Origin of the sequence: Buttiauxella sp. B2 (assembly GCF_006376615.1) — a bacterium.
In the GTDB taxonomy this organism is placed as follows: Bacteria; Pseudomonadota; Gammaproteobacteria; order Enterobacterales; family Enterobacteriaceae; genus Buttiauxella.
The window spans coordinates 32,292-48,044 of sequence record NZ_VEXQ01000006.1; the positions used below are offsets into that span (position 1 = coordinate 32,292).

General features: G+C 48.6%; 15 protein-coding genes. 5 read left to right on the plus strand and 10 right to left on the minus strand.

Annotated features, from left to right (window positions below):
• Positions 1–40: 40 nt before the first annotated feature.
• Both yajL and panE read right to left on the minus strand, forming a co-directional pair.
• Positions 41–631, minus strand: a complete 591-nt coding sequence (yajL, locus tag FH968_RS09095) for a protein deglycase YajL (RefSeq protein WP_139878840.1) — start codon at positions 629–631, stop codon at positions 41–43.
• Complete coding sequence (panE, locus tag FH968_RS09100) at positions 591–1,505, minus strand: 2-dehydropantoate 2-reductase (protein WP_139878841.1); 915 nt, start codon at positions 1,503–1,505, stop codon at positions 591–593. The genes yajL and panE overlap by 41 nt, the downstream gene beginning before the upstream one ends.
• A gap of 138 nt (positions 1,506–1,643) precedes the next feature.
• On the opposite strand from panE, the gene FH968_RS09105 reads away from it, so the two are divergent.
• A complete protein-coding gene (locus FH968_RS09105; RefSeq protein WP_064516617.1) occupies positions 1,644–2,135 on the plus strand; it encodes a YajQ family cyclic di-GMP-binding protein in 492 nt (163 codons plus the stop codon).
• Between the two features lie 14 nt (positions 2,136–2,149).
• On the opposite strand, the gene FH968_RS09110 is transcribed toward FH968_RS09105, so the two are convergent.
• The 8 genes from FH968_RS09110 to FH968_RS09145 form a co-directional block, all read right to left on the minus strand.
• Entirely contained in the window at positions 2,150–3,514 is a 1,365-nt protein-coding gene (locus tag FH968_RS09110; RefSeq protein WP_139878842.1) for an MFS transporter, read from the minus strand.
• 147 nt (positions 3,515–3,661) lie between these two features.
• Entirely contained in the window at positions 3,662–4,549 is an 888-nt protein-coding gene (gene cyoE, locus FH968_RS09115; protein WP_139878843.1) for a heme o synthase, read from the minus strand.
• An 11-nt stretch (positions 4,550–4,560) separates the two neighbouring features.
• Positions 4,561–4,890 (minus strand): cytochrome o ubiquinol oxidase subunit IV, encoded by a 330-nt coding sequence (locus tag FH968_RS09120; protein WP_139878844.1) that lies wholly within the window; start codon positions 4,888–4,890, stop codon positions 4,561–4,563.
• On the minus strand, positions 4,890–5,504 hold the full coding sequence (locus FH968_RS09125) for a cytochrome o ubiquinol oxidase subunit III (RefSeq protein WP_139878845.1): 615 nt from the start codon (positions 5,502–5,504) through the stop codon (positions 4,890–4,892). Before FH968_RS09125 ends, FH968_RS09120 begins: the two co-directional genes overlap by 1 nt.
• Complete coding sequence (cyoB, locus tag FH968_RS09130; RefSeq protein WP_139878846.1) at positions 5,494–7,485, minus strand: cytochrome o ubiquinol oxidase subunit I; 1,992 nt, start codon at positions 7,483–7,485, stop codon at positions 5,494–5,496. Before cyoB ends, FH968_RS09125 begins: the two co-directional genes overlap by 11 nt.
• 19 nt (positions 7,486–7,504) lie before the next feature.
• On the minus strand, positions 7,505–8,452 hold the full coding sequence (cyoA, locus tag FH968_RS09135) for a cytochrome o ubiquinol oxidase subunit II (protein ID WP_139878847.1): 948 nt from the start codon (positions 8,450–8,452) through the stop codon (positions 7,505–7,507).
• Between the two features lie 473 nt (positions 8,453–8,925).
• Positions 8,926–10,401, minus strand: coding sequence for a muropeptide MFS transporter AmpG (gene ampG, locus FH968_RS09140; protein ID WP_139878848.1), 1,476 nt, complete (start codon positions 10,399–10,401; stop codon positions 8,926–8,928).
• Between the two features lie 48 nt (positions 10,402–10,449).
• A complete protein-coding gene (locus FH968_RS09145; RefSeq protein ID WP_139878849.1) occupies positions 10,450–11,028 on the minus strand; it encodes a lipoprotein in 579 nt (192 codons plus the stop codon).
• Between the two features lie 310 nt (positions 11,029–11,338).
• Here FH968_RS09145 and bolA point away from each other — a divergent pair, with 310 nt between their 5' ends.
• From bolA to clpX, 4 genes are all read left to right on the plus strand, one after another.
• On the plus strand, positions 11,339–11,656 hold the full coding sequence (gene bolA, locus FH968_RS09150; RefSeq protein WP_139878850.1) for a transcriptional regulator BolA: 318 nt from the start codon (positions 11,339–11,341) through the stop codon (positions 11,654–11,656).
• Positions 11,657–12,012: 356 nt separating this feature from the next.
• Entirely contained in the window at positions 12,013–13,311 is a 1,299-nt protein-coding gene (tig, locus tag FH968_RS09155) for a trigger factor (protein WP_139878851.1), read from the plus strand.
• A 321-nt stretch (positions 13,312–13,632) separates the two neighbouring features.
• The gene (clpP, locus tag FH968_RS09160) at positions 13,633–14,256 is read left to right on the plus strand and encodes an ATP-dependent Clp endopeptidase proteolytic subunit ClpP (protein WP_064516635.1); all 624 of its coding nucleotides are present in this window, start codon (positions 13,633–13,635) and stop codon (positions 14,254–14,256) included.
• A 130-nt stretch (positions 14,257–14,386) separates the two neighbouring features.
• Positions 14,387–15,661, plus strand: a complete 1,275-nt coding sequence (gene clpX, locus FH968_RS09165) for an ATP-dependent protease ATP-binding subunit ClpX (RefSeq protein ID WP_139878852.1) — start codon at positions 14,387–14,389, stop codon at positions 15,659–15,661.
• Positions 15,662–15,753 lie beyond the last annotated feature (92 nt).

Here is a 15,753-nt window from a genome sequence, read left to right on the forward strand (position 1 = left end):
GCGCCGCCACGGGCGTGGCGACGATAAAGTCACTTAAACGTTACTCGTAGTAATTGTAAATCCCGGGAGCCATCACTAACTGCGAGGCAACTTCATAGGCTTTTTCGCGGCCAACTAGCAGATCGATAATTTTCAAACTGAAGTCGATGCTGGTCCCCGGCCCTTGGCTGGTCAGCAGGTTAAATCTCGGGTCCCAGACGACGCGTTTATCTTGCCACTGTGTGTCAGGAATCGTGGCTTTCAGGCCTGGAAAACCCGTCATATTGGCGATGGGGAATAGCTCGTGTGGAACGAGTACCGTACCTGCTGCGGCACATATGGCAGCAACAATTCGGCCTGATAAGTGGAACTGACGAACAGTTTCAACTAACAACGGGCTATCGCGAAAACACTCCGCGCCTTTTAAGCCGCCAGGTAAAACGATGATATCGAACTCACCGTCTGCCACTTCAACCAGAGGGGCGTCCGCGAGTAGTTTTACCCCGCGTGAGCAGGTAATTACCAGGTTCCCGTCACTGGCAACACTGGCTGTAGTGACGCTGATTCCACCACGAACCAGAAGATCAATAGTAGTTACGGCTTCTGTTTCTTCAGTTCCAGGTGCCAGGCAAACCAGTGCTCGAGCGCTCATATTCATTCTCCTTACGTTTTATCTGCTCGTACAAACGGCTGTTTACAGGTAAAGAGAGACCGTGGGAACGCGCGCGTTGTAGTAAATAACCAGTAATGTAATCAATCTCGGTATGACGTTGAGCCCGTACGTCTTGTAGCATCGAGGATATGTTTGCGGCTGTACTTTCGATAACATCGCCAACATACAGGAGTAGCATTTCAGACGAGGTATGATGCCCTTCACGCTCCATGACTTGGGCAACCTCAAGGCAGATCTCGCTCACTTCATCATGATGATGACGTAACTCACCGTTCGGGCAATTGTAGAGAGCAGTGAGTGGGTTTATCACACAGTTTACCGCCAGCTTTTTCCAGTTTGCAGCCATAATGTTGTTGTGCCAGGCCATATCAGGCAGAGCGCGATGCAGTACATCGGCGAGGAAACTAAAATCGTTACCCGCCGCGTTAGCTGGCCCAATGTGTGTGGTGCCATTCGCGACATGAATAATAAGATTTCCATCGCGACGCGCCGCATGTGTAGTGACACCTGATAAAAGCGGTTGTCGTAACGAGAGCAATTCTTCAAGCGTGCCCATACCATTATGCAGTAGCAGAATCGGGCAGTTGGTCGGAAGTCTTGTTGCCAGCATTTTCACCGAACCAGAAACCTGCCAGGCTTTAAGTGTCACCAGTAATAATTCGCTACTGGCGAGAAAATCAGGGTCGTTAGCGGTAATGGTTTGATTGAACACACTACCATCGGTATCGACCACGTTGACATGGCAAAACGGCTGCGGCACTCGCAACCATCCCTGAACCTCATGTCCTTGCTTATAAAGCGATGCCAGCCAAAGTTGGCCGAGTGCACCGCAACCCAGCACGGTGATTTTCATTTTGCCTCCCCATCCGCGTAAAGCCGCAGATGTTTTGCTTAATCTATATTATACAGGGCTCTCTACTGCTTTAACGGGTTGTTTTGCGCGGCCCAGCAGGTATTATGCAACGCAACAAAAAGAGAGGGAGAAGAAAGCATGCCATCTTTTGACATTGTGTCTGAAATTGATATTCAGGAAGTGCGTAACGCGATTGAAAACGCGGAACGTGAGGTTGCTACTCGTTTTGACTTCCGTAATGTACCGGCAACGTTTGAACTGAATGAGAAAAATCAGTCCATTAAAGTTGCCAGTGAATCTGACTTCCAGGTCAACCAACTGTTGGATATTCTTCGTGCCAAGCTGCTCAAGCGTGGCATCGAAGGGGCTTCAATTGATGTGCCAGAGGAATTTGTGCACAGTGGTAAAACCTGGAGCGTGGAAGCGAAACTCAAGCAAGGTATTGAATCGACTATCGCCAAGAAAATTGTGAAGCTGATTAAAGACAGCAAGACCAAAGTTCAGGTGCAGATTCAGGGCGAAGAGCTGCGCGTAACTGGCAAATCCCGTGACGATTTACAGGCCGCGATGGCGCTGGTTCGTGGTGGGGATTTGGGGCAACCGTTCCAGTTTAAAAACTTCCGCGATTAAGTTTTAAGGGGCGTTTACGCCCCTTTCACCAACTGCTCAATCTCAAATCGATTGGTTAACTTACTGTCTATCTTCACGTAAGCGCTACGTTCCTGCGCAATAATATTGACGTCGCTCACACCATGTTGAGCAAGTAAACGCTGTTTCAGTGTTTCGTCGTTTGCCACATCTTCCGGTAACTCAATACGCAAGCTTGCCACATAAGGCGGTTCAGTCATGGTGCTGCTAACCAGTAACCACACCATTGCCAGTAAAGCACCGGCCAGGAAGACGGTCTGTGAATCAAATAAGCCGTCAATCCATCCGCCTAATGAACCGCCAATAGCCACACCTAAAAACTGGCTGGTGGAATAAATCCCCATCGCCGTACCTTTATAACCCGCTGGAGATTCTTTGCTGATAAGCGACGGTAAAATAGCTTCCATAAGGTTAAAGGCGAGGAAGAATAGCTGAACGCCCAATACTAGTTCCCAGAAATGTGGGCCAGAACCCCACAACACAATTTCTGCAATCAGCAACAGTGCAACGCAGCCAACAAACACACGCTTCATACGGCGTTTTACTTCCGCATAAATGATAAACGGCACGACTGAAGCAAAGGCGATAAGCATGGTACAAAGGTAGATTTTCCAGTGCTCAGCGGCCGGGAATCCTGCCTGTTCAAGCTGGCCGGGAAGGGCAACAAACGTCGACATCAGCATAATGTGCAAGCACATAATGCCGAAGTTCAGCTTCAGTAATTTCGGTTCTGCCAGAACTTTACTAAAGCAACCCTTCACCATGCCGGACTCGCGGTTTAGCACATGGCTTTTAGTATTTGGCACAACCCAAAGGGTGATTAAAATGCCACAGGCCGCCAGAATCGCAATCATCCAGAACAGCGCGTTTAAACCCAGGCTGTGCGTAATGATTGGACCAAGCACCATGGCGATGGCAAAGGTGATACCAAAACTTACACCAATAAATGCCATGGCTTTGGTGCGGTTTTGTTCCCGCGTTAAATCAGAAAGCAGTGCCATTACGGCTGCAGCAATCGCACCGGAACCTTGCAACGCACGGCCAAGAATTACACCCCAAATAGAATCAGAAAGAGCAGCAATCACGCTACCGAGTACGAAAATCAGTAAACCGCCAATGATAAGTGGCTTACGACCAATACGGTCGGAAAGCAGACCAAAGGGAATCTGGAAGATAGCCTGCGCCAGGCCGTAAATGCCGATGGCAATACCAATCAGTGCTTCGCTTGCGCCTTGTAGCGCCATGCCGTAAGTAGTAAGAACCGGCAGCACCATAAACATGCCGAGCATGCGCAGTGAAAATACCGTACCTAAACCCCACGTCGCACGTAATTCGACGGGCGTCATTTTGTAATCGTTCATTACCACCTCAGATAAAAAGCAGACCTTAGTGTAGTGCGTGGGCAGGGGAGGGTAAATGGTTGGTTGTTTAATAAATATTACAGTGTGGAATGGCTGATGACACTATTAAAAAAGGGCGCATTTGCGCCCTTTTGGAAGGTTCACGACTTACCAGACGTAAGTCAGCAGATTTTGCGAATTTGGTACCATGAAATCGACCGACATCATCACGCTTAATGACGTGATCGCGACAATGGAAAAGACGAACAATTTGCGCGCCCAGACTTTATCGTCTTCCACTTTATACCCACGTAATGCCATGCCCAACCACCAGACGCTAACTGCTGCGGCAACAACCAGATATTTATATCCAGCGTAACCACCCAGAGTCAGCATCAGCGTAGCGACGGCAAACGCGATGATATACAGCGTAATGTGGTTTTTCGCGACCGAAATCCCTTTAACTACTGGCAACACAGGAATGTTAGCCGCCTGGTAATCTTTAAAGCGGAAGATGGCAATCGCGTACGAATGCGGCATCTGCCACAGGCTAAAGATAGCCAGCAGGATCAAGGCACCGGTATCAAACTCACCGGTCACAGCACAGTAACCAATTACTGGAGGTGCTGCGCCTGAAAGGCTGCCAATTAGTGTGCCGTAAACGGATTTACGCTTCATGTACAGGCTATAAACGCCGACATAAACCACAAAGCCCATCACGCCTAACCACATGGCTAGCGGATTGGCACCAAACCACAACAGCATGAAGCCAGCAATACCCAACAAGGTGGCGTATACCAGCGAGGTTTTCGGCGCAATCAGGCCTTTGACCAGAACCCTGTTTTTGGTTCGCTCCATCTTGCGGTCGATATCGCGGTCGATGAAGTTGTTATAAACACAACCCGACGCCACGACCAACGACACCCCCACGAGAGTGGAGATAAACAGGGAATAATCAATGCTGCCCTTTGAGGCCAGTAAAAATCCCCCAATGACAGAAATTAAATTGCCGAAAATAATTCCTGGTTTCGTTACTTGCAGGTATTGCTTAATCATACACGCCGCTCTTAGTGAACCATCATGTTCTGGTTGAGGTTCCACATAATCCAGATAGAGCCGACCACCAGAATGGCAATTATCAGCGCGGTAAAGACAAAGGCTACCAGGTTCCAACGTTCCTCAGAAGAGGTGTTCATGTGCAAGAAGCACACCAGGTGAACCAGAATCTGTACCACTGCGCTAACCAGTACCACGCCAAGAATCACAGCGTGGGATGCCGTTCCTGTCATCACCATCCAGAACGGGATTGCCGTCAGGATGATCGACAGGATAAAGCCGGTCAGATATGTTTTAACGCTACCGTGGTGGGCGCCGCCATGTTCAGTTGAATGACTCATTACATCGCCCCCATCAGATAGACAACAGAGAATACACAGATCCATACCACATCCAGGAAGTGCCAGAACAAGCTCAAGCACATCAGACGAGTACGGTTAGCGCTGGTCAAGCCGCGACGATAGACATGGAACATCATCAGCGCCATCCAAACCAGACCAGAAGTTACGTGTAGACCGTGAGTCCCTACCAGTGCAAAGAAACCTGACAGGAAGCCGCTGCGATCCGGGCCGTAACCTTCAACAATCAGATGATGGAATTCATAGATTTCCATCCCGACGAAGCCCGCACCAAACAGGAAGGTCAGCGCCAGCCAGGAGATAACCTGGCTCTTGTTGCCTTTGTTCATGGCGATGATTGCCATGCCGTAAGTGATGGAGCTGAATAACAGCAGGGCAGTTTCAACCAGCACAAATGGCAGTTCGAAAATGTCTTTCCCTGCCGGGCCGCCGGCAGTGCCGTTCACCAGAACGGCATAGGTAGCAAACAAGCAACAGAACAGAATGCAGTCGCTCATCAGATAGATCCAGAATCCAAAGACCTTGTTGGATCCTGCATCGTGATGCCCATGCTCGCTTGCGTGGGCGTTAGCGTGAGTGAGAGTTTCAGTTGACATTTTTCAGCCCTGCTTTGGTAATTTCTTCGAAATGCTGGTTTTCCAGTTTTTCGACTTCCGCAACCGGAACGTAGTAATCCACATCTTCATCGAAGCTTTTCGCAATCCAGGTGATGATGATGCCAGCAAAGCCAACAATCGCCAGCCACCAGATGTGCCAGATCATTGCGAAACCAAACACGGTAGCAAATGCAGCAATAACGATGCCTGCAGCGCTGTTACGTGGCATATGAATTTCTTCATAATGCGTTGGCTGTTGGTACGCTTCGCCTTTCTCTTTCATTTCCCAGAACGCATCACGCTCGTGAACGTGTGGCAGATGGGCAAAGTTGTAGAACGGAGGAGGGGAAGAAGTTGCCCACTCCAGCGTACGGCCACCCCATGGGTCACCAGTCAGGTCACGGTTCTGCTCGCGGTCGCGAATAGAAACGTAGAACTGAATCAGCTGCGACAGAATGCCCAGTGCAATCAAGCCTGCACCACAAGCTGCAACAACCAGCAGAGTGTGGAACTGTGGATCAATTTGCTGGCTCAGACGACGGGTCATACCCATGAAACCCAACACGTACAGCGGCATAAATGCGACGAAGAAGCCGATGATCCAGAACCAGAAGGCGCGTTTGCCCCAGGTTTCGTTCAGCGTGAAGCCGAAAGCTTTTGGCCACCAGTAAGTCAGGCCAGCGAAGCAACCGAATACTACACCACCGATAATAACGTTATGGAAGTGAGCAATCAGGAACAAGCTGTTGTGCAGTACGAAGTCAGCACCCGGAACGGCCAGCAGAACACCGGTCATGCCACCAATAGAGAAGGTGACAACGAAGCCAATGGTCCAAAGCATTGCGGAGTTGAATACAATACGGCCCTGATACATGGTGAACAGCCAGTTGAAGATCTTCACCCCAGTTGGGATGGCGATAATCATGGTGGCGATACCAAAGAAGGCGTTTACGTTCGCGCCGCTACCCATCGTGAAGAAGTGGTGCAGCCAAACGATGAACGACAGTACGGTAATCGCGATGGTCGCCCACACCAGAGAGGTGTAACCGAACAGGCGTTTTTTCGAGAATGTCGCAACCACTTCTGAGAACACACCAAACACCGGTAGCACCAGGATATAAACTTCCGGGTGGCCCCATGCCCAGATGAGGTTGATGTACATCATCATGTTGCCACCCATATCATTGGTAAAGAAATGGGTGCCAAGGTAGCGGTCAAGGGTTAACAGTGCGACGGTCACAGTAAAGATTGGGAATGCCGCGATAATCAGTACGTTGGTACACAGCGAAGCCCAGGTAAATACCGGCATTTTGAACATTGTCATGCCAGGCGTACGCATATTCAGGATAGTAACGAAGAAGTTAATACCCGTTAATGTCGTACCGATACCCGAGAGCTGTAGTGCCCATATCCAGTAGTCGACGCCGACCCCCGGACTATACTCAATACCCGACAATGGCGGATAAGCTACCCAACCAGTCTGTGCGAATTCACCTACCCCAAGAGACAGGTTAACCAGCACCACACCGACAACGGTGAACCAGAAGCTCAAGTTGTTCAGGAACGGGAAGGCAACGTCACGCGCACCAATCTGTAACGGCACGACAATGTTCATCAGGCCGATAACAAATGGCATCGCCACGAAGAAGATCATGATTACGCCGTGGGCGGTAAAGATCTGGTCGTAGTGATGAGGTGGCAAGAAGCCTGCTTCTCCGGCGGAGGCCAGAACTTGCTGGCTACGCATCATGATGGCATCGGCAAAGCCACGCAACAGCATGACGATGGCAAGAATCACATACATAACGCCGAGGCGTTTGTGGTCAACCGAAGTGAACCACTCTTTCCATAAATATTCCCACTTACCGAAGTAAGTGATAGCTGCAACTAGCGCCAGTCCCCCGACGATAATTGCGGCCACCGTAACCATGACAATGGGTTCATGGTATGGGACTGCATCCAGTGTAAGTTTTCCGAACATCGTATTATTCCTCGGCCCCTTAGTGAGAGGTTTCCGCGTGACTCATGTCCATGCCTTCCATTCCTTCATGTGCTGCGTGCTCACCTTCAGGTTGGGCCATGTCCATGCTCTTTCCGTGCCCCATGAATTTGTTAATAACATCTTTAAACAAATCAGGTTTAACAGCGGAGAAGTATTCGACTTTGTTGTATTCGCTAGGTAGCGCCAGCTTCTCGTAAGTTGCCATATCGTTCATGACTTCAGGAGATTGTTTCGCTTTGGCAACCCATTGGTTAAAGGTGTCCATATCTGGGGTGGCAATAGCCTTGAATTTCATCCCAGAGAAACCTTTACCGCTGTAGTTAGACGAAATACCGTCGTAGGTGCCTGCTTCATCAGCAATCAGGTGCAATTTAGTTTGCATACCTGCCATTGCGTAGATTTGGCTACCCAGGCGCGGAATAAAGAAGGAGTTCATCACCGAGTTAGAGGTGATTTTGAATTCCACCGGGGTGTTGGCCGGGAAGGCAATTTCATTAACCGTAGCGATACCTTGCTCTGGGTAGATGAAGAACCATTTCCAGTCCATAGCGATAACTTCGATGGTCACCGGCTTCGCATCGTGAACCAGCGGTTTGCTAGGCTCAAGAGCGTGAGTGGTTTTCCAGGTTAGTACCGCGAGGAAGATAACGATAAGGATAGGAATCGTCCAGACCACAGCTTCAACTTTGTTCGAGTGCGACCAGTTGGGGCTGTATTTGGCGTTTGTGTTTGAAGCACGATACTTCCAGGCAAAACCGATAGCCATTGCGATGGCGGGGATAACGACTATCAACATCAGCCCGATAGCTGTCAGTATCAATGAACGTTGTTCCAGTCCAATTTGTCCTTTGGGGTCCAGAAGGGCAGAATCACAGCCACTAAGTAAAAATGTGCCTGTAATTAATGCCAACCATCCCAAACTTTTATTGTATTTCCTGAGTCTCATTTAACGACCTCAATTCCGGGGAGCTCTAATTGTCGTTTAAAGTGTGGAGGCATTTTACGGGAAGGTTACATTACTGTAAACATGAATGGCGTAGTGTCAGTGTGGTGTTACTGGGTTCTGCCAACAATGTCACATAGAATGCAACAAACTGTAAAATCTCGAGATAGCCCGCAGGCTGGCTGGGTTATAACGAAAACCCATGTTGCTATAAATAGTGCAGGATAATTGGTATAACCAATCATTTTGCTAAACATATATTTAACAAATTAGCATCAATTGATAAACCAATTGGTATACAAATTAAATTAATAAAAGGCTGAATCGGTTAAGGGTAAGGTGAAAATAATTTTCCTGCTAATAATGTAAAAAAAGAGTCCTCGTCTCGGTAAATAATTCACAGTAAAAATAACTGTGTGGTAATTGAACAATATAGTTACGCAGCGCAACTTATTATTCTTATTTATCTGGCTCGTTTACACCAAAGCTGTTTTCCGCAGCGCCAGATAATCAAGCAATCCACCGAACATAATTCCACCAATTGCAAACAATGCGCCCCATTCCAGGAACTGGATATTGAATGCCCAGTTTGTCAGACCTATGGCATTTGTAATCAGTACAATCAACCACACGGCGAGAAGTGCGCAACCTAACATTAATGCCCGAAGGGCAATGCGATAGGCCGATGAAAATTCGCTTCGTGGAATAAAACTGTCGTTATTCTGGGTGTATTCCAGCGTCGTTTTGCATACCAACAGCAACAAGATGCCGGGAACGGCAGCAACAACGGAGAATAAGTAAAACGTCGGCCAACCTTGCGCTTCAACAAACCAACCGGCAATTGGACCCACATAAACGCGGCCAACTGCGGATAACGCCGAGAGCAATGCAAATTGGGTGGCGGAAAATGATTTATTACACAGTGTCATCAGCAAAGCGACGAACGCAGCAGTACCCATACCACCACAGAGATTTTCAAAGAAAACGGCAGTTGCCATGCTGAACATATGCTTATCGGTTACCGAGATAATCCAATAACCCGCATTGGATACACCCTGTAAAATGCCAAAAATAAGCAATGCGCGGAACAGTGACAGGCGCTGCATGAGAATGCCACCATAGAGTGCGCCAATAATTGTCGCAATCAGCCCCAGCGTTTTGTTCACTACGCCCACTTCGCCAGCATCAAAACCTACGCCGCGAATCAAAAACGTGGTCGTCAAACTCATGGCAAATGCATCACCGAGTTTGTACAGCACGATAAGCAACAAGATTAGCCACGCATTGTTTCGGCCAAAGAAATCACGCAGTGGGGCAACGACGGCTTGCTCAAGACTTTTGGGTGCTGGTATTGCGTCTGTGGGTTCAGGGGCAAATAAAGTCGCGATAATACAAGGCAGCATTAATGCGGCCATTAACCAGTACATGCCTTGCCAGCCGAGATATCTGTCTGCCAGCCAAAGCGCGAGACCTCCAGATACTAGCATCGCCAGGCGGTAGCCCAGCACGCTGATAGCAGCTCCCGTTCCGCGTTCTTCTGCGGGTAAAATATCGGTTTTCCAGGCATCAAAAACGATATCTTGCGAAGCAGAGCAAAAAGCAATGATTACCGCGAGTGCTGCCATCCAACGCAGTTGCGAGCCAGGTTCAAGAAAACCCATGCCAGCAATGGCTATCAGCAACAAAATCTGGGTGATCAGTAGCCAACCACGACGGCGCCCCAGCAACGGCGGCGTGTATCTGTCCATCACAGGCGACCACAGGAACTTAAACACATAGGCCTGCCCAACAAGCGAGAAGAAGCCAATGGTCTTAAGATCGATGTTCTCAACCGTCATCCAGGCTTGTAGTGTGCCGGAGGTGAGGGCGAGAGGAAGGCCGGAGGCAAAGCCTAAAATCAAAAGGATGGCTGATTTAGGCTGCTGAAAAAGACGTAGATAGTGGTTGGACATACTCTGCTCTACAGCCAGCCCGCCTGACGCGGGCTGGTGGGGTATTGATTAACGCGCGTTCGCTTTAATAAAGTCGTGAACGCTGGTGTCCTGAGCCATATCAGCAATTGTATCGGTCAGTACGGAGTTCACCGCATTGGCAATATTCTTGTTGGTGGCCTGGAACGCACCTTCTACGTTGTAGTTGGAACGGTAGTTTTTGGTCATCTTGTTACCGTTTTTCGCCGTCGCAATAATCACGATATCTGCTTTGGTGGCGATGTTGTAACGCACGCTGCCTTGAGACACGTCAGCATACAACTGGTTTACGATGATTTGCAGGTCAACCGGGCTGTTTGGCCCAACCATATAGCCACGGGCGGTCATCTGCTTTTCCAGCACTTCTTGCAATAAGAAGCGCAAATCGCGAGATGGAGTCAGTGTAACTAGTTGGTTATCACGAGTGACTTTAGCCAGAGCCTGGTCTGTACGTTGGTCAGCACCGTTGATGCTAACAGTCACACCCATCAGGCTTGGGTCTTGCTGTGGCAAGCTGATAGTTGGTGAAACATCAATGGTCGTTGGTGGTGTTGCACAGCTGGCCAGCATAAAAATGGCGACCAACGGGAAGATTAATTTTTTTAACATGTTCGCTATCTCAATGTACTCAAAGGGCAGGCAGATAAAAAATCACGCCATCATAACACTGCGGTTGCCCAGGGGAAGTAGTTAACGCACGTAATTTCATCGCGTTGCGCTTTTCCTGAGCAGTTGCAACGCTATCTGACCATTTTGTTCTCAATAAGTGCAGTAATCACATTAAGCTACAGAGGCTTGGGTAAGAAATCAGGACGAAAGCTAAATTATTGTTGGAATTCCGTTATTAAAACGGCTAAAAGCGGCTAACATTTAAAGGGATGAGTGGCATCTCTACTCTACGCAGTCGAGGAGAAAGTTCATGATGATGCGCGAGCAAATAGAATCAAAATTAAGGGCAGCGTTTGAACCCGTGTTCCTGGAAGTCGTGGATGAAAGCTATCGTCACAATGTCCCGGCGGGTTCAGAGAGCCATTTCAAAGTGGTTCTGGTCAGCGATCGTTTTGCGGGTGAGCGTTTCTTAAATCGTCATCGTATGATTTACGGTAATTTAAGTGCGGAACTCTCTACCACAGTACATGCGCTGGCTCTCCATACCTACACCATAAAGGAATGGGAAGGGCTGCAGGATACGATTTTCGCCTCCCCACCTTGCCGTGGAGCAGGGTCAATCGCCTGAAGTTAACGTTCAGGCTTGCAACAGAGGGAGCTTTTCCTTTATGTTGCGGTATATGAATCGTGTTTTATAAAACGGCCTGCGGGCCGTTTTGTTTTGTCTGAAATAGCCCTCGTTGTCCCAGGGCTTGGGCAATAAATCCAAAAGAACTGTGAAAAGGGCCGCAGCAACACTATGTTGCCGTTCTCGACTCACCTTTGTGATGCCGCTATAATGCTGCGTCTTATTTTTCGGAATGTCTTCGGGACGATTCTGACGACAGGGAATGTGATTCTGATTCAGAAGGCATCCCGGTTCTGTGGAGCACAAATGAGTGCTTCCAGAGTTGACCGAGCACTGTGATTTTTTGAGGTAACAAGATGCAAGTTTCAGTTGAAACCACTCAGGGCCTTGGCCGCCGTCTCACGATTACTATCGCTGCAGACAGCATCGAAAACGCTGTAAAAAGCGAGCTGGTCAACGTGGCAAAAAAAGCCCGTATCGACGGTTTCCGTAAAGGAAAAGTGCCGATGACTGTAATCGCACAACGCTATGGCGCATCTGTTCGCCAGGACGTGTTGGGCGAATTGATGAGCCGCAACTTTGTTGACGCGATCATCAAAGAAAAAATCAATCCAGCTGGCGCACCAAACTACGTTCCAGGCGAATACAAACTGGGCGAAGACTTCACCTACGCGGTTGAGTTTGAAGTGTACCCGGAAGTTGAGCTGCAAGGTCTGGAAGCAATCGAAGTTGAAAAACCGGTTGTTGAAGTGACTGACGAAGACGTTGATGCAATGCTGGACACCCTGCGTAAACAGCAGGCGACCTGGAAAGACTCAGACGCTGCTGCAACTGCAGAAGACCGCGTAACCATCGACTTCACTGGTTCTGTAGACGGCGAAGTATTCGAAGGCGGCAAAGCGTCTGATTTCGTACTGGCAATGGGCCAGGGCCGCATGATCCCAGGTTTTGAAGACGGTCTGGTTGGTCACAAAGCTGGCGAAGAGTTCACTATCGAAGTGACCTTCCCGGAAGATTACCACGCTGAAAACCTGAAAGGTAAAGCGGCTAAGTTCGATATCGTTCTGAAGAAAGTTGAAGAACGTGAACTGCCAGAATTTACTGAAGAATTCATCAAACGTTTCGGCGTTGAAGATGGTTCTGTTGCGGGTCTGCGTACCGAAGTTCGTAAAAACATGGATCGTGAGCTGAAAGGCGCTGTGCGTAACCGCATCAAGTCTCAAGCTATCGACGGTCTGGTTAACGCGAACAATATCGACGTTCCTGCTGCACTGATTGACAGCGAAATCGACGTTCTGCGTCGTCAGGCTGCTCAACGTTTTGGTGGCAACGAGAAACAAGCGCTGGAACTGCCACGTGAGCTGTTCGAAGAACAAGCTAAACGTCGTGTAGTTGTTGGCCTGCTGCTGGGCGAAGTGATTCGTACCCATGAGCTGAAAGCTGACGAAGAACGCGTTAAAGGCCTGATCGAAGAAATGGCTTCTGCCTATGAAGATCCGGCTGAAGTTGTTGAGTTCTACGGCAAAAACAACGAACTGATGGACAATATGCGTAATGTTGCCCTGGAAGAACAAGCTGTTGAAGCTGTTCTGGCTAAAGCGAAAGTGTCTGAAAAAGCCACTACCTTTAGCGAACTGATGAATCAACAAGCGTAAGCATAATTTTTGGCATCATCGCCAAAATATTGCTGCATCAAGCCCGACACCTACAGGTGGCGGGCTTTTTTTATCAGTGACCCTATGAAAACCCATCAATAAAACGCAGTTTCAGGGTTAGCGTATCAAGAAAAGGTTGTTATGCTTGAAACAGGGAAAGCTCATCCCCATAAATACGGGTATGACTTGAAATTAGGATCCCTGACTGATAATCCGTCCAATTAAGGTTGCGGGGCGCGCGAGGAGCGTAGTCTTCTTTTAGCGTCTCAAGTAGAATCAGTGCATCAGGTATCGAAGGCTTAATTATTCCAGGAGACGGAAATGTCATACAGTGGCGAAAGAGATCAATTTGCACCCCATATGGCCCTGGTGCCGATGGTTGTTGAACAGACATCGCGTGGCGAGCGTTCATACGATATCTATTCCCGTCTGCTCAAGGAACGTGTCATTTTTATGACAGGCCAGGTCGAAGACCATATGGCTAATCTGATCGTAGCGCAGATGCTGTTTCTGGAAGCAGAAAACCCAGAAAAAGACATCTATCTCTACATCAACTCACCGGGTGGCGTGATTACCGCCGGTATGTCTATCTACGATACGATGCAATTTATTAAACCAGATGTCAGCACTATCTGTATGGGGCAGGCCTGTTCAATGGGTGCCTTCTTGCTGACTGCTGGAGCTAAAGGTAAGCGTTTCTGCTTGCCAAACTCACGAGTAATGATTCACCAGCCACTGGGTGGCTACCAAGGACAAGCAACGGATATCGAAATCCATGCTCGCGAAATCCTAAAAGTGAAAGCTCGTATGAACGAACTCATGGCGCAACACACGGGCAAATCTCTTGAAGAAATAGAGAGAGACACCGAGCGTGACCGTTTCCTCGCAGCAAACGAGGCGGTAGAGTATGGCTTAGTTGACTCAATCCTGACTCACCGTAGCTAACTCCCGATAACAGTGGGCTGTATACTATAGTTGTAGTTGCGGCTTATAGCGCGCTTACGATTGGCTGCGCCGTAGAATGGCATTTGTGCCGTCCTGTAGGGTGCAAAGAAACAGAAAAGAGGTTTTACTGATGACAGAAAAGCGCAAAGACGGTTCAGGCAAACTGCTGTACTGCTCTTTTTGCGGCAAAAGCCAGCATGAAGTGCGTAAACTGATTGCCGGGCCGTCAGTGTATATCTGCGATGAGTGTGTCGACTTATGTAACGACATTATTCGCGAAGAGATTAAAGAAGTCGCACCGCACCGCGAACGTAGTGCGCTACCGACTCCGCACGAAATCCGTCACCATCTTGATGATTACGTCATTGGTCAGGAACAGGCTAAAAAAGTCCTGGCGGTTGCGGTTTACAACCATTACAAACGTCTGCGTAACGGCGATAGCACCAACGGTATCGAACTGGGCAAAAGTAACATTCTGCTCATTGGGCCGACGGGCAGCGGGAAAACCCTGTTAGCTGAAACCCTGGCGCGTTTGCTGGATGTTCCCTTCACTATGGCTGATGCCACAACGTTAACTGAAGCGGGTTACGTGGGTGAAGACGTAGAAAACATCATCCAGAAACTGCTACAAAAATGTGATTACGATGTGCAAAAAGCACAGCGCGGAATCGTGTATATCGATGAGATCGACAAAATCTCCCGCAAATCTGATAACCCGTCCATCACTCGTGATGTATCTGGTGAAGGTGTGCAGCAGGCGTTGCTGAAACTTATCGAAGGTACAGTTGCTGCGGTTCCACCTCAAGGTGGTCGTAAACATCCACAGCAAGAGTTCTTACAGGTTGATACCTCTAAGATTCTGTTTATCTGTGGTGGCGCATTCGCAGGCCTTGATAAAGTTATCGCTAATCGCGTCGAAACCGGTTCTGGTATCGGTTTTGGTGCGACTGTAAAAGGCAAATCTCAGAAAGCGACCGAAGGGCAGTTGTTAGGCCAGGTAGAGCCGGAAGATTTGATTAAATTTGGTTTGATCCCAGAGTTTATTGGCCGTTTACCAGTCGTTGCTACTCTGACTGAACTGAGCGAAGACGCACTGATTCAAATCCTGAAAGAGCCGAAAAACGCCCTGACCAAACAATACCAAGCGTTGTTCAATCTGGAAGGTGTTGATCTGGAATTCCGCGACGAAGCGTTGGATGCGATTGCTAAGAAAGCCATGGCTCGTAAAACCGGTGCTCGTGGCCTGCGTTCTATCGTTGAAGGCGCCTTGCTGGATACGATGTACGACCTTCCATCTATGGAAGATGTCGAGAAAGTGGTGATTGACGAATCCGTCATTGATGGTCAAAGCAAACCATTATTAATTTATGGTAAGCCGGAAGCGCAACAAGCATCCGGTGAATAATTCGCCAAAATAACCAGTCGGTTAGTATAAAAAGGGGGATTTATATCCCCCTTTTGTTTTTCCTTCATTCCTGGCATTGAATGCTCGGGAAA

What these genes read in the sequence shown, in the direction of transcription:
- FH968_RS09105 (WP_064516617.1), top strand. Translation starts at nt 1,644, where the DNA reads ATGCCATCTTTTGACATTGTGTCTGAAATTGATATTCAGGAAGTGCGT.
- yajL (WP_139878840.1), bottom strand. Translation starts at nt 631, where the DNA reads ATGAGCGCTCGAGCACTGGTTTGCCTGGCACCTGGAACTGAAGAAACA.
- bolA (WP_139878850.1), top strand. Translation starts at nt 11,339, where the DNA reads ATGATGATGCGCGAGCAAATAGAATCAAAATTAAGGGCAGCGTTTGAA.
- cyoE (WP_139878843.1), bottom strand. Translation starts at nt 4,549, where the DNA reads ATGATTAAGCAATACCTGCAAGTAACGAAACCAGGAATTATTTTCGGC.
- cyoA (WP_139878847.1), bottom strand. Translation starts at nt 8,452, where the DNA reads ATGAGACTCAGGAAATACAATAAAAGTTTGGGATGGTTGGCATTAATT.
- panE (WP_139878841.1), bottom strand. Translation starts at nt 1,505, where the DNA reads ATGAAAATCACCGTGCTGGGTTGCGGTGCACTCGGCCAACTTTGGCTG.
- cyoB (WP_139878846.1), bottom strand. Translation starts at nt 7,485, where the DNA reads ATGTTCGGAAAACTTACACTGGATGCAGTCCCATACCATGAACCCATT.
- clpX (WP_139878852.1), top strand. Translation starts at nt 14,387, where the DNA reads ATGACAGAAAAGCGCAAAGACGGTTCAGGCAAACTGCTGTACTGCTCT.
- FH968_RS09145 (WP_139878849.1), bottom strand. Translation starts at nt 11,028, where the DNA reads ATGTTAAAAAAATTAATCTTCCCGTTGGTCGCCATTTTTATGCTGGCC.
- tig (WP_139878851.1), top strand. Translation starts at nt 12,013, where the DNA reads ATGCAAGTTTCAGTTGAAACCACTCAGGGCCTTGGCCGCCGTCTCACG.
- FH968_RS09110 (WP_139878842.1), bottom strand. Translation starts at nt 3,514, where the DNA reads ATGAACGATTACAAAATGACGCCCGTCGAATTACGTGCGACGTGGGGT.
- ampG (WP_139878848.1), bottom strand. Translation starts at nt 10,401, where the DNA reads ATGTCCAACCACTATCTACGTCTTTTTCAGCAGCCTAAATCAGCCATC.
- clpP (WP_064516635.1), top strand. Translation starts at nt 13,633, where the DNA reads ATGTCATACAGTGGCGAAAGAGATCAATTTGCACCCCATATGGCCCTG.
- FH968_RS09120 (WP_139878844.1), bottom strand. Translation starts at nt 4,890, where the DNA reads ATGAGTCATTCAACTGAACATGGCGGCGCCCACCACGGTAGCGTTAAA.
- FH968_RS09125 (WP_139878845.1), bottom strand. Translation starts at nt 5,504, where the DNA reads ATGTCAACTGAAACTCTCACTCACGCTAACGCCCACGCAAGCGAGCAT.